This is a genomic window from Streptomyces sp. NPDC032161, assembly GCF_040636995.1.
Classification (GTDB): Bacteria; Actinomycetota; Actinomycetes; order Streptomycetales; family Streptomycetaceae; genus Streptomyces.
On record NZ_JBEZVN010000001.1, the window covers coordinates 696951 to 710099 of the forward strand.

Annotated in this window: 14 protein-coding genes and 1 pseudogene; 6 read left to right on the forward strand and 9 right to left on the reverse strand. The window is 72.9% G+C overall.

Going from position 1 to position 13149, the window contains the following annotated elements; translation table 11 throughout:
- Positions 1–64: 64 nt before the first annotated feature.
- Positions 65–232 carry a DUF3117 domain-containing protein gene (locus AB0E67_RS02910; protein ID WP_003966491.1) on the reverse strand — a complete coding sequence of 56 codons (168 nt, stop codon included), beginning with the start codon at positions 230–232 and terminating at the stop codon, positions 65–67.
- Positions 233–556: 324 nt separating this feature from the next.
- Between AB0E67_RS02910 and AB0E67_RS02915 the strand changes: the two genes are divergently transcribed.
- Positions 557–1369: an enoyl-CoA hydratase-related protein gene (locus AB0E67_RS02915; protein WP_362020057.1), complete on the forward strand. Its 813-nt coding sequence runs from the start codon at positions 557–559 to the stop codon at positions 1367–1369.
- 84 nt (positions 1370–1453) lie between these two features.
- Here the strand turns inward: AB0E67_RS02915 and AB0E67_RS02920 are convergent, their stop codons facing one another.
- Positions 1454–2056 carry a DNA-3-methyladenine glycosylase I gene (locus tag AB0E67_RS02920; RefSeq protein WP_362020060.1) on the reverse strand — a complete coding sequence of 201 codons (603 nt, stop codon included), beginning with the start codon at positions 2054–2056 and terminating at the stop codon, positions 1454–1456.
- A gap of 248 nt (positions 2057–2304) precedes the next feature.
- Positions 2305–2643 (reverse strand): annotated as a pseudogene (locus AB0E67_RS02925) (DivIVA domain-containing protein); the annotation flags it as partial.
- A 220-nt stretch (positions 2644–2863) separates the two neighbouring features.
- Between AB0E67_RS02925 and folP the strand changes: the two are divergent.
- Positions 2864–3736, forward strand: a complete 873-nt coding sequence (gene folP / locus AB0E67_RS02930) for a dihydropteroate synthase (RefSeq protein ID WP_362020063.1) — start codon at positions 2864–2866, stop codon at positions 3734–3736.
- Positions 3737–3898: 162 nt separating this feature from the next.
- Here the strand turns inward: folP and AB0E67_RS02935 are convergent, their stop codons facing one another.
- Both AB0E67_RS02935 and dapE read right to left on the reverse strand, forming a co-directional pair.
- Positions 3899–4648, reverse strand: coding sequence for a TIGR00730 family Rossman fold protein (locus tag AB0E67_RS02935; RefSeq protein ID WP_362020066.1), 750 nt, complete (start codon positions 4646–4648; stop codon positions 3899–3901).
- A gap of 107 nt (positions 4649–4755) precedes the next feature.
- Entirely contained in the window at positions 4756–5835 is a 1080-nt protein-coding gene (gene dapE / locus AB0E67_RS02940; protein ID WP_362020069.1) for a succinyl-diaminopimelate desuccinylase, read from the reverse strand.
- Positions 5836–6095: 260 nt separating this feature from the next.
- Between dapE and AB0E67_RS02945 the strand changes: the two genes are divergently transcribed.
- Positions 6096–7073: a hypothetical protein gene (locus tag AB0E67_RS02945; RefSeq protein WP_362020072.1), complete on the forward strand. Its 978-nt coding sequence runs from the start codon at positions 6096–6098 to the stop codon at positions 7071–7073.
- A gap of 287 nt (positions 7074–7360) precedes the next feature.
- A complete protein-coding gene (locus AB0E67_RS02950) occupies positions 7361–7759 on the forward strand; it encodes an ATP-binding protein (protein ID WP_362020075.1) in 399 nt (132 codons plus the stop codon).
- Positions 7760–7921: 162 nt separating this feature from the next.
- Here the strand turns inward: AB0E67_RS02950 and dapC are convergent, their stop codons facing one another.
- Positions 7922–9049 (reverse strand): succinyldiaminopimelate transaminase, encoded by a 1128-nt coding sequence (gene dapC, locus AB0E67_RS02955; protein ID WP_362020078.1) that lies wholly within the window; start codon positions 9047–9049, stop codon positions 7922–7924.
- Positions 9050–9180: 131 nt separating this feature from the next.
- A complete protein-coding gene (fdxA, locus tag AB0E67_RS02960; protein WP_018956287.1) occupies positions 9181–9501 on the reverse strand; it encodes a ferredoxin in 321 nt (106 codons plus the stop codon).
- 117 nt (positions 9502–9618) lie between these two features.
- On the opposite strand from fdxA, the gene AB0E67_RS02965 reads away from it, so the two are divergent.
- Together AB0E67_RS02965 and AB0E67_RS02970 are read left to right on the forward strand one after the other, a co-directional pair.
- On the forward strand, positions 9619–10686 hold the full coding sequence (locus tag AB0E67_RS02965; protein WP_362020080.1) for a GNAT family N-acetyltransferase: 1068 nt from the start codon (positions 9619–9621) through the stop codon (positions 10684–10686).
- Positions 10687–10702: 16 nt separating this feature from the next.
- Positions 10703–11572 (forward strand): transglutaminase-like domain-containing protein, encoded by an 870-nt coding sequence (locus AB0E67_RS02970; RefSeq protein WP_362020083.1) that lies wholly within the window; start codon positions 10703–10705, stop codon positions 11570–11572.
- A gap of 145 nt (positions 11573–11717) precedes the next feature.
- Here the strand turns inward: AB0E67_RS02970 and AB0E67_RS02975 are convergent, their stop codons facing one another.
- Together AB0E67_RS02975 and AB0E67_RS02980 are read right to left on the reverse strand one after the other, a co-directional pair.
- Positions 11718–12056, reverse strand: a complete 339-nt coding sequence (locus AB0E67_RS02975) for a hypothetical protein (protein ID WP_362020085.1) — start codon at positions 12054–12056, stop codon at positions 11718–11720.
- 531 nt (positions 12057–12587) lie between these two features.
- The coding region (locus AB0E67_RS02980; RefSeq protein ID WP_362020088.1) for a hypothetical protein at positions 12588–13149 on the reverse strand (562 nt) is incomplete at its 5' end.

Here is a 13149-nt window from a genome sequence, read left to right on the forward strand (position 1 = left end):
GAAGCGTCACTGCCCCGGCACGGTGACCGTGCCGGGGCAGTGACGAAGTGTGGGCGCCTCTGCTTCAGCCGACGACCTTCTTGAGGGCGTCACCGAGCGCATCGGCCTCGTCCGGTGTCAGCTCCACGACAAGCCGACCGCCGCCTTCGAGCGGAACGCGCATGACGATGCCCCGCCCCTCCTTGGTCACCTCGAGCGGGCCGTCGCCCGTCCGCGGCTTCATGGCCGCCATGCTCGTTCCCCTTCCTGAAACCAGCTCATCGCAACCGGCGGCCCCATGACAGGCGCTGTGTCACCGGCATCGAACACATTGCTTCCTGGCCATTATCCCGCATCACAGACCCCAATGACCAACATCGGTAGGCATCGCTTGCGCAACGCGCGCTCCCAAAACCACCCAATTCGACGATCAGGCTGCGATACTCCGTCACTTCGCCCCCTCACCGGAGCACGGGCAAGCACGATTGTTAGACGCAGGTCACATGTTCGCCGGTGTCCGGGTCGGCCATGCTTTCCCGGACAGCACATCGTCCGAGGCGTAGAAGGAGACAGCGAAATGGCCGACGAGACGGCGAACAGCGTGCTCTACGAGGTGAGCGACGGACTCGCGACGATCACGATCAACCGCCCCGACGCGATGAACGCCCTGGACACCTCGGTCAAGGTCGCGCTGCGCGACGCCCTGCGGTCGGCGGCGGCCGACACCGCCGTACGGGCCGTGCTGCTCACCGCGACGGGGCGCGCCTTCTGCGTCGGCCAGGATCTGAAGGAGCACGTCGGGAAGCTCGACGAGGCCCGTGGGTCCGGCGGCGGCAACGCGCTGAGCACCGTGCGGGAGCACTACAACCCGATCATCCGGGCCATCACCGAAATGCCCAAGCCGGTCGTGGCCGGGGTGAACGGTGTGGCCGCCGGTGCGGGTTTCGGATTCGCGCTCGCCTGCGACTACCGGGTGGTCGCGGACACCGCTTCCTTCAACACGTCCTTCGCCGGGGTCGCGCTCACCGCCGACTCGGGCGTCTCCTGGACGCTGCCCCGGCTGATCGGGCGGAGCCGCGCCGCCGATCTGCTGTTCTTCCCGCGTTCGGTCTCCGCGCGGGAAGCCCATGAGCTGGGCATCGTGAACAAGCTGGTGCCCACCGGCGACCTGGCAGCCGAGGCGGTCGCCGTGGCCCGCGCCCTGGCCTCCGGTCCGACGGTGGCGTACGCCTCGCTCAAGGAGTCGCTGGCCTTCGGCGCCTCGCACGGCCTGAGCGAGGCGCTGGAGAGGGAGGACGAGCTCCAGACGAGGGCGGGCGAGTCCGAGGACCACACGATCGCGGTGCGGGCGTTCCTGAACAAGGAGAAGCCGAAGTACCTCGGCCGGTGACCGGCTGAGCCGTCTCCGGCGTGCGGGCATACGCGCACGGCCGGGGGCGCGGCGCGGCGCCAGGGCATCCGGCCCCGGCCCCGGTCAGGATGCGGAGCCGGATGCCCCGCCGCCGCGCGCCACGCAGTCGGCCAGGTGGTCGTCGACCAGGCCGCACGCCTGCATCAGGGCGTAGGCCGTCGTCGGTCCGACGAATCGGAGGCCGTGCTTCTTGAGGTCCTTGGCGAGCGCCGTGGACTCCGGGGTGACCGCGGGGACGTCCTGGACGGTGCGCGGGGCCGGGCGGCCGGCCGGGTCGGGGGCGTGGGACCAGATCAGCTCGTCCAGTTCGCCGTCGCGCCAGCCGGCCAGCACCTTGGCGTTGGCGAGGGTCGCCTCGATCTTCGCCCGGTTGCGGATGATCCCGGCGTCGGCGAGGAGACGGTCCTGGTCCGCGTCGGTGAACTCCGCCACGGCGGAGATCTTGAACCCGGCGAAGGCGGAGCGGAAGCCCTCCCGGCGGCGCAGGATCGTCAGCCAGGACAGGCCCGACTGGAACGCCTCCAGGCAGAGCCGTTCGAAGAGGGCGTCGTCGCCGTGGACGGGGCGGCCCCATTCGGTGTCGTGGTACGCGAGGTAGTCCTCGGTGGAGAGCCCCCACGGGCAGCGCGGGCCGCCGTCCGGTGCCGTCATCGTGCCGCCGCTCATCGTCGGGGCTCCTCTCCGGGTCGTTCCGCCCCCCGGGGCTCGTGGCGCCGTGGGTCGCTCTGCTGGACATCGTGCTGCTGCGGGTCGTGCCTGCGGGGGTCGTGCCAGGGGTCCTGCTCCGGGTCCCCCTCGGGCCCGGTGTCCTGCCGCGAGGTCTCCCACGGCGCCTCGGAACGGTCCTCGGGCCGCTCCGGAGGCTGCCTCGTCACGTCCTCCGGCCGCTCCGGCAGCGGATGCGCACCGGCCTCCGGCCGTTCGAGGAGACCGGTGCCGGAGGCCGCGGCCGCCCGCGCGCCGGCCAGCGCCGACTCCAGCTCCGCGATCCGCGCGTCCCGCTCGGCGAGCTCGGCGCCGAGCCGGTCGAGCGCCTCGTCGACGTCCGTCATGCGGTAGCCCCGCACGGCCACCGGCAGCCGCAGCGCCTCGATGTCGGCGCGGTCGACCGGGCGCGTCGCGGGCAGCGGGTCCGTCAGCCGCTCGGGAGCGACGTCCTGGAGGACGGCGTCCTTTCCGCCACCGACCACCGCGAGGGTCACCGTGGCCACGACCACCACCATCGTCAGCAGCAAGAACCAGAACACGCGCATCTCCCCGGGAGCGGAAACCTGTCCGCGTCCGATCGTGCCACGCCCCGCCGACAACCGGTGCCGCGTACTTCCCCGTGCGGCGGGCCCGCGCTTCCCCGTGCACGGCCCTGCCGGTCCCCGTCCGGCGGCCCGGCGCATCCTCGCCCGGCGGGCCCGTACCGGGTGAGGGGCACTAGGGTCGCAGGCGACCATGGGCGATCTACCAGAGGAGAAACGCGGGATGCGAAGCGGTGCGCTCAGGCTGGGACGGCGCGAGTTCGACGCGCACGAGCCGGTGATCATGGCGATCGTGAACCGTACCCCGGACTCCTTCTACGACCAGGGCGCCACGTTCCGGGACGAGCCCGCGCTGGCCCGGGTCGAGCAGGCGGTCGCGGACGGGGCGGCGATCATCGACATCGGCGGGGTGAAGGCGGGTCCCGGCGCGGAGGTGACGGCCGAGGAGGAGGCGCGCCGCACGGTCGGGTTCGTCGCGGAGGTGCGTCGCCGGCACCCGGACGTGGTGATCAGCGTCGACACCTGGCGCCACGACGTCGGCGAGGCCGTCTGCGAGGCCGGCGCGGACGTGCTGAACGACGCGTGGGGCGGCGTCGACCCGAAGCTCGCGGAGGTCGCCGCGCGGTACGGCGCCGGTCTGGTGTGCACGCACGCGGGCGGCGCCGAGCCCCGGACCAGGCCGCACCGGGTCGCGTACGACGACGTGATGGCGGACATCCTGCGGGTGACGGTGGGACTGGCCGAGCGGGCGGTGGAGCTCGGGGTGCGGCCGGACGGAATCATGATCGACCCGGGTCACGACTTCGGGAAGAACACCCGGCACTCCCTGGAGGCGACGCGCAGGCTCGGCGAGATGGCGGAGACCGGCTGGCCGGTCCTGGTCTCGCTGTCGAACAAGGACTTCGTGGGCGAGACGCTCGACCGGCCGGTCAAGGAGCGGGTGATCGGGACGCTGGCGACGACGGCCGTGTCGGCGTGGCTGGGCGCGCGGGTGTACCGGGTGCACGAGGTGGCGGAGACCCGGCAGGTGCTGGACATGGTCGCGTCGATCGCGGGACACCGGGAGCCCGCCGTGGCTCGGCGGGGACTGGCCTGACGGACCGGCCCGACGGACCGGCCCGACGGACCGGCTCCTTGGTGCGCGGGCGGACGGGTACGACCTGCCCGGCGGTGCGACCTGCCCGGTGGATGCGACCTGCCCGGCGGCCGCCGGGCACGGGACGCCCCACCGGCGCGGTCGCGCCGTACCCGGCACGTCCTACCGGCCGACCTCCTTGGTCACCAGGTCGACGGCCTCGTCCACGTCGTCCGTGACGTGGAACAGCAGCAGATCCCGGTCGGACGCCTTGCCCTGCGCCACCACCGTGTCCCGCAGCCAGTCCACGAGCCCGCTCCAGTAGGCGGTGCCGAACAGCACGATCGGGAAGCGGGTGACCTTCCCGGTCTGGACGAGGGTGAGCGCCTCGAAGAGTTCGTCGAGGGTGCCGAGGCCGCCCGGCAGGACGACGAAGCCCTGTGCGTACTTCACGAACATCGTCTTGCGGACGAAGAAGTAGCGGAAGTTGACCCCGATGTCGACGTGCGGGTTGAGGCCGGACTCGAAGGGCAGCTCGATGCCGAGCCCGACGGAGATGCCCTTGGCCTCCCGCGCCCCCTTGTTCGCGGCCTCCATGGCGCCGGGGCCGCCGCCGGTGATCACCGCGAAGCCGGCCTCGACCAGGGCCCGGCCGATCCGCACGCCCGCCTCGTAGTCCGGTCCGCCGGGCCGGGTCCGGGCCGAGCCGAAGACGCTGATGGCGCTCGGGAGCTCGGCGAGGGCGCCGAAGCCCTCGACGAACTCCGACTGGATGCGCATCACCCGCCACGGGTCGGTGTGCACCCACTCGGAGTCGCCCTCGGTGTCCAGCAGCCGCTGGTCCGTGGTGCCGGGCTGCACCTGTTCTCTGCGGCGCAGTACCGGCCCGAGCCGCTGCTCCTCGGGGACGTGCGCTCCTTCGGGGTTGCCCATGACCTGCTCCCTCCGACGACGGTCGACAGCCATCCGTCGTCCGTGATGACCGTCTCTGTCAGGTCAGCCTAGATCCACGGAGGTTACGCGCGGGCGAATCCCCGAGGTCAGCCGGTCAGCCAGGAGCGAAGCCGCTCCTCGCAGTGGGTGATCCGGTCGGTCCGCACGTGCTCGTCGCGCTTGTGGGCGAGGAGCGGGTCGCCGGGTCCGTAGTTCACCGCGGGGACGCCGAGTGAGCCGAAGCGGGAGACGTCGGTCCAGCCGAACTTGGGCCGGGCGGTGCCGCCGACCGCCGCCATGAACGCCTTCGCCGCCGGGTGGCGGAGGCCGGGCATGGCCGCGCCCGAGTGGTCGTCGACGACGAACTCGGCGACGCCGCAGTCCGCGAAGACCTCGCGGACATGCGCCAGCGCCTCCTCGGCGGTGCGGTCGGGAGCGTACCGGTAGTTGACGACGACGGTGCAGGCGTCGGGGATGACGTTGTTGGCGACACCGCCCTCGATCCGAACCGCGTTCAGGCCCTCGTGGTATTCGAGGCCGTCGATGACCGGGCGGCGCGGCTCGTACACGGCGAGACGGGCCAGGATCGGGGCGGCGGCGTGGATGGCGTTGGACCCCATCCAGCTGCGCGCGGAGTGCGACCGCTCCCCCTCGGTGCGCAGGAAGACCCGCAGGGTGCCCTGGCAGCCGCCCTCGACCTCGGCGTCGGAACCCTCCAGGAGAACCGCGAAGTCGCCCGCCAGCCAGTCGGGGTGGGCCTCGGCGACGTGTCCGAGACCGTTGAGGTGCGCGGCGACCTCCTCGTTGTCGTAGAAGACGAACGTGAGGTCGCGGTTGGGCTCGGGCACGGTCGCGGCGATCCTCAGCTGGACGGCGACGCCCGACTTCATGTCGGAGGTGCCGCAGCCCCAGAGCACGCCGTCGTCGTCGAGCCGGGACGGCACGTTGTCGGCGATCGGCACGGTGTCGATGTGTCCGGCGAGCACGACCCGCTCGGCACGGCCCAGGTGCGTCCGGGCCACGACGTTGTTGCCGTGCCGGTCGACGGTCAGGTGCGGCAGCGTGCGCAGTGCCGCCTCGATGGCGTCGGCGAGTTCCTTCTCCTGTCCGCTGACCGACGGGAAGTCGACGAGCCGTGCGGTCAGCGCGGGGCCGTCCAGAGTGAGGTCAAGGGTGCTTTCGGTCATGGCACCGACCATAGCGACCACGCCCCGGCCGCCCCGGCCCTGTGCCCGTCCGGGCCGTCCTGCCCGTTCGGCCTGTTTGACCTGTCTCACCCGTTCGGCCCGTTCGGCCTGTCCGGCCTCCTGCCCCTCCTGCCCTTCCTGTCCTGCTTGTTCGGGCCGTCCCGCTTGTCCGGTGGGGCGGCCCGGCGTCTCTTCCGCCTGCTCGGCGAACGAGCCCTGGGGCCCTCGGTCCCGGACAGGTACTCCAGTACGGTGGCCCCGTGTCCCCCACCCTCACCCCAGCCCGCCGCCGCACCGGCCTCGGCCGTCTCTTCCGTATCGTGGCCGCTCTCGTCGTGCTCGCCGCCCTGGGCGGCTACGTGCTCATCCAGTACATCACCGGCAGAACGGTCGCCCAAGGGTGCACCGTGGAGTCCACCGACGGCTCGACCGGCGAGAGCCGCACGTACCGGCTGAGCACGGAGCAGGCTTCGAACGCGGCGACGATCTCCGCCGTCGGCACCTCGCGGGGCATGCCCGAGCGCGCGGTGACGATCGCGCTGGCGACCGCGTTGCAGGAGTCCGCCCTGCGCAACATCGAGCATGGTGACCGGGATTCGCTGGGGCTCTTCCAGCAACGGCCCTCGCAGGGCTGGGGCACCGAGCAGCAGATCATGGACCCGGTCTACTCCGCGGGCGAGTTCTACCGGCACCTGGCCGAGGTTCCCGGCTATTCGCGGCTGCCGCTGACGGTCGCGGCGCAGCGGGTCCAGCGCAGCGGCTTCCCGCAGGCGTACGCGAAGCACGAGCCGGACGCCGCGCTGCTGTCGGCGGCCCTGACCGGCCGTGCGCCGGCCACGCTGAACTGCAATCCGCCGCGGACGACGGCCACGGCCTCCGACGCCACGAAGGTGCGGACGGAGCTGGTACGCGCCTTCGGCAAGGACGTGCTGCCCTCGGCGCAGCCGTCGGCGCAGGACACGCCGGGCGCGGGCGGTGCGCCGTCGACGAGCACGATCGCGGTGCCGGTGCGAACGGCCCCCGACGCCGGGGAGGACGACGCGACACGGCGCGGCTGGGAGCTGGCGCACTGGGCGGTCGCGCAGTCCGCGTCACTCGGCCTGGACGAGGTCACGTACGCGGACCGGGTGTGGAAGGCCGGGGCGGGCTGGCGGACGGAGCACGGGGGCTCCGACGGCGACAAGGACGGCGGCAGGGAATCGAACACAGAGAGGGTCCGGATAAAGCTCGCACGCTAGTACGGGCGGTCCCCCGGAGGTGTCGTCCGGCCGGCCCGTGGCGGCACCCCGCGCCCACCCCCTCACGATTGCCCGTGACACCCCGGATTCCCTTCCAGCCAAAGGGAAGTGACGACGCATCACCCCGACGGGGAACCGGGCATCCACCCGGGTCTCACCGGCATGGGGGCCACGGCGCGTTACCGACTCTTTACCTCGGCGCACCGCAACCTCTCCCGCCCCCATGACGGTTGTCATTGCGTCCGATCAACGGACAGACAGATTCCTCACTCCGTCGAAGGAGCATCATGTCCCTCCCCCTGACCCGCCGGATCACCCGTGCCGCTCTGCTGCTCGCCGCAGGCGCCGCCCCCGTGATCGGCGCGGCCGGAGCCGCGGGTGCCGCGCCGCTCCCGCAGACGCCGGACCTCGGCGGCCTGACCTCCGTCGACGGCTCCGGCCTCGGCAAGACGGTCGACGGCGCGTCGAAGCAGGGCACCAAGGCGGCGAACGGGACCGGCGGCAAGATCGTCGGCACGACCCTCCCGGCCGCGGGCAAGACCGTCGACAAGGCGGGCTCCGAGACCGTCCCGACCGTGCAGAAGACCGCCGGTGGCGCGGCGGGCGCCGCGGGCGACGTGCTCGGCGGCACCGCGGGCGCCGCGACCAAGGGCGGCCTGCCCACCACGGGCCTGCCGATCGGCTGACCCGACCGCGTCGACCGATCCAGTCGCGTCGACCGATCCGGTCCGTCGTCACCTCACACGCGAGGGGCCGCGGGAGTCACGGCGTACGTGCACTCCCGCGGCCCCTCGCGCGCTCCCTGAGCCCCGAGCCCTGCCGGGCTGGCCGGCGGGCCCGGTAGCGGGTCAGCCGCGGGTCAGCCGCTTGACCGCGGCGGCCACCCGCTCGTCCGTCGCCGTGAACGCCACCCGCACGAAGCGGTCGCCGGCCGGCCCGTAGAAGTCCCCCGGCGCCACCAGGATGCCGAGCTCCGCCAGGTACGCCACGGTGTCCCAGCAGGGTTCGTCGCGCGTCGCCCACAGATAGAGGCTCGCCTCGCTGTGCTCGATCCGGAAGCCGTGGGCCTCCAGCGCGGTGCGCAGGGCGGCGCGCCGCTCCGCGTACCGGGCGCGCTGCTCGGTGACGTGCTCGTCGTCGCCGAGGGCCACGGCCTCCGCCGCCTGGACGGGGGCCGGGGTCATCATTCCGCCGTGCTTGCGGATCAGCAGCAGCTCGCCGAGCACGGACGCGTCGCCCGCGACGAACGCCGCGCGGTACCCGGCCAGGTTGGAGCGCTTGGAGAGCGAGTGGACGGCGACGACGCCCTCGTACGTACCGCCGCACACGTCCGGGTGCAGCACGGAGACGGGCTCGGCCTCCCAGCCCAGTTCCAGGTAGCACTCGTCGCTGAAGACCAGGACGTCGTGCTCGCGCGCCCACGCGACGATCCGGGTCAGCTCGTCCTTGGCCAGGACGCGGCCGGTCGGGTTGGACGGCGAGTTGAGCCAGAGCAGCCTCAGCCCGGCCGGGTCCAGCTCCGTGGGGTCGTCGTAGACGACGGGCTCGGCGCCGCAGAGCCGGGCGCCCACCTCGTACGTCGGGTAGGCCAGGCGCGGGTAGGCGACCTTGTCGCCCGCGCCGAGTCCGAGCTGGGTGGGCAGCCAGGCCACCAGTTCCTTGGAACCGACGACCGGCAGCACGTTCTCGTGCGTCACCCCGACCGCGCCGAGTCGCCGCCCCACCCAGCCGGTGATCGCGTCACGCAGTTCGGTGGTCCCCCACACCGTCGGATAGCCGGGGCTGTCCGCGGCGTCGACGAGCGCTCGCCGGATCAGCTCGGGCACCGGGTCGACGGGCGTGCCGACCGACAGGTCCACGATGCCGTCCGGGTGCGCGGAGGCCGTCGACTTGCAGGGCGCGAGCTTGTCCCAGGGAAAGACCGGGAGACGGGAGGAGAGGGAGGAACGGGGGGTGCGGGAGGAGCCTGCGGACACGATCTCTGCTTTCTCGTACGGGGGCCGCTGAAGCCCACGGGAACCACTGCGACCGCCGGGGCGCGAAAACGCCTCGGTCCCGTACGGGGACGAGCCGTACGGGACCGGGCGACGCACGTGCGGCCCGCCGATTACTGGTTCTGCGGCGGCAGCGCGGCGATGAACGCGTGGTCGCGCTCGATCAGGCCCAGCTTGGAGGCACCACCCGGCGACCCGAGGTCGTCGAAGAACTCGACGTTCGCCTTGTAGTAGTCCTTCCACTCCTCCGGGGTGTCGTCCTCGTAGAAGATCGCCTCGACCGGGCACACCGGCTCACAGGCTCCGCAGTCGACACATTCGTCCGGGTGGATGTACAAGGACCGCTGGCCCTCGTAGATGCAGTCGACGGGGCACTCTTCGATGCAGGCCTTGTCCTTCACGTCGACACAAGGCTGCGCGATGACGTAGGTCACGCTGTCGTTCCTCCTCGGTAGGGCGTTGGCTCTCGCGCGGGAGCGCGGCGTCGTCGATGCCCACCCCTAGTATCTCCGTTCCCGGGCACGAACCGAACAGGAGGGGCGGACAGAGCTGTGGAATTCACCGTCGGCGGACGACTCGAAGTCCGAATTGCGCCGATTGACGTGGGCAAACGGGTATCAGTCCGGCGCACTTCGGCGCAGGGGGCGCAGAGCCCGAAGTTCACGGACACGGTAGGTGTTCTCACATCATGGGAACACGGTGTGCTGTCGATCACAACGAAGAACGGTGAGTCCGTCCGCATCGCGGAATCGGATCTCGTCGCGGGCAAGGTCGTCCCCGCCGCCCCGGCACGGCGGCGCGGTGTCCCCGCGGCCTCCTTCGAGGAACTGGCGCGGGTCTGTGCCCGGGCCTGGCCCCCGGTGGAGAGCGAGGCCCTGGGCGACTGGCGGCTGCGGGCCGCGCAGGGGTTCACCCGGCGCGCCAACTCCGTGCTGCCGCTCGGCGACCCCGGCGTTCCGCTCGACGAGGCTCTCCGGTACGTCGAGCGGTGGTACGGCGAGCGCGGACTGCCCGCGTACGTCCAGGTCGCGACGGGTGCCGAGGGCACCCAGGAACGGCTCGGCGCGGCCCTGGAGGAGCGCGGCTGGCGGCGCGAGGTCACGACGGAGGTACGGGTCGGCGCGCTGGCGCCGGTCGCCGATCTGGACGCGGACGTGACGGGGGTGCGGCTGAGCCGGGACCTCGACGAGGCGTGGCTCTCCCGCTACCAGCGCTTCGAGACCCCGGGACGCCCGGGACCGCATGTCCTGGAGGTGCTGCGCGGCGGCCCCTCGGTGTGGTTCGCGTCCGTACCGGCCCACGACACGGGCGATGAGGCGGGCGGAGGTGCCGAAGCCGGGGCAGGGAGGGCGGCCGGGGCAGCCGGAGCTCCTGCGGCGATCGGGCGGTGCGTGGTGGACGGGCGGTGGGCCGGATTCATGGCCGTGGAGGTGGACACCGCGCACCGGCGCCGGGGGCTCGCCACCGCCGTGATGACCGCGCTGGCCCGCCGGGCGCTGGACGAGGGCGCCTCGGCGGCGTGGCTCCAGGTGGAGTCGGACAACGAGGCCGCCCGGGCGCTGTACGACGGCATGGGGTTCGCGGTGCACCACCGGTATCACCACTTCCGGTCGGCATGACGGGGCGAGGAGTCCGATGAACGCTCACCGGCCCGGTCCGCACGGGCGGCCCGACGACCCGGACCGCAGGGACGAGCTGTTCCGGCGGTTCGCCGCCGAGGCGCGCGCCGAACGGCCGGACCTGGCCGAACTCTGCCTGCTGCTGGCCGCCGTGGCCGACCCCGCCCTGGACGCGACCGGGATCGACATGGCGCAGATCGAGCTGGACGAGCTGGCGGGGCGGCTTCCGTACGGGCTGCGCGACGCCAGGGCATGGGCCTCGGCACTGGCGGAACTGCTCGGCGAGCGGTGCGGCTTCGCGGGCTCGTCGGCGGACTACCGGCGGCTGGAGTCGTCGCTGCTCCACGAGGTGCTGCGACGGCGGCGTGGGCTGCCGATCCTGCTGTCGGTGGTGTGGATCGAGGTGGCCCGGCGGGCGGGCGGCCCGGTGTACGGAGTGGCGCTGCCGGGTCATTTCGTGGTCGGGTTCGGCGATCCGTCGCAGCGCGTGCTGGCCGACCCCTTCGAGGGCGGCCGTCCGCTGACCGGCCAGGACGCGGAGCTTCTGGTGGCCGGGACGACGGGGGCGCCGTTGGAGGAGTCGATGCTGGCCCCGGCCCGGCCGCTGGAGATCGTGCTGCGGATCCTGAACAACATCAGGGCATGGGCGGCGGCCCGCCCGGAGCACACGGACGCGGCGCTGTGGGCGGTGGACCTCTCCCTGCTGCTGCCCTCGCATCCGGCCCGGCTGCGTTACGAGCGCGCGCAACTGCTCGTGCAGAGCGGGCAGTTCCTGCGCGGGGCGGCGGAGATGGAGGAGTACGCGGACGTGGTCGCCGGGATCGAGCCCGAGGCGGCCGAGGCGATCCGCCAACGGGCGCGGGCGGCACGGGCGTTGCTGAACTGAGGTCTGTCCCGCCCGCGCCCGCCGTGCCGCCTTCTCCCGACCGGGTCGTCGGACCGCACACCGCCCTGCACGCCGACCCGCCCGCCTCACCGCTCGCCCCGGACCACTGGGGGCGCGCCGGGGCGGAGCGGGGCGGGCCGGGTGGTCAGGTCCGGTGCGCCGGGGTCGTGGTGCCGGTCCAGCGGAGCAGGCCGAACAGGAGTTGCGTGGCGCCCGGCTCGGGGCCTGGAGCGTGGACTCGTTGATGCCGACGATGCGGTCGTACGAGCCGTCCACGGCGGCGATCATCGACGGCGACGGGATGATCGCGGTGGCGATCCGCTTCACCGGCCCGGGCGGCGGCGCCTGCCTTGCCGGCCGTGACCTCGCGGGAGGAGCAGGCGCCCAGGGCACCCGGCCCGGCCGGCGCGAAGGCGCCGGCGCCGATGCCGTGCAGGGCGGTGCGCCGGGACGGCGCCGAGGGCACCTGGAAGGCAGCGGACATGGTCCACCTCCGAAACAAGCCGCTTAGGCATGCCTGACCCGACTCAAACGGAATTCGGCCTTCCAAGAGGGGCCCACCCTTCCCCCGGGCCGGCGTGGACCCGCTGCCCTCGCTCGCGGAGGGGCTCGGCCGCGCAGAGGCGACGGAGGACGAGCGCCCCGGATTCGGCACGCCTCCCCGGTCCGCGTACGCCGCCAGGTGGAACCACGGACGGGCCTCACGACGAAACCCACCGGAACACCGCCCGCCCCGCGCCCTCGCCGGCCGCCCACCAAGCCGATGGGCAGCCCCCAACAGCCGCTGCCGTCCCCGGAGTCGACACCTGACACCAGGTCATTCGACACGGCCGCGACCACCGGCGGGACGCGCCGGACCTCGGCAAACGGGTGGAAGGCCGCCGCTCAAACCTCGCGACGCACCGCATGCGGTCCAACGGGTGATTATCGGCGCTTCGCCACCCGATGAGCCCATGGCGTCGCTCGAATGCGGCGCTCCCCGCTGGCGCGCGACCGCATTCGGGCTGACGGTGGATCACGTCGCCACTGCTCCACACCGAGTCGACACCCTGTCACTCTTCGCAGTCGCGACTGGAAGGAATGTGTTCAGATGCGCTCTGCCCGCACACTGTTCGCTACGGCCGCTGTCACGGCGGCCTTCGCCATCACCGGTCCCTCCGCCTACGCCGTGACCACGGCGGGGGACACGGCACAGGCGCCCGGCTCCTCGTCCTCGCGCGGCGACGAGCACGGAGGACACGGCTCCGACCATGGCGGTCGCGGGGGCGACGACAACGGCGACCGCGGTGGTCGCGGAGGTGACGAAGGCGGTCGAGGAGGCGACGAAGGTGGCCGCGGGGGCGACGAAGGCGGTCGCGGCGGCGACGAAGGCGGTCGCGGCGGCGACGAAGGTGGCCGAGGCGGCGACGAGGGTGGCCGAGGCGGCGACGAGGGCCGTCCGCAGGGCGGCGTCAACACCGGTGGCGGCTTCATGGCCGGGGTGACCACCGAGGACGGGGGCGGTCGCGGCGGCGACGAGGGTGGCCGGGGCGGCGACGAGGGCGGTCGCGGCGGTGACGAAGGTGGCCGAGGCGGCG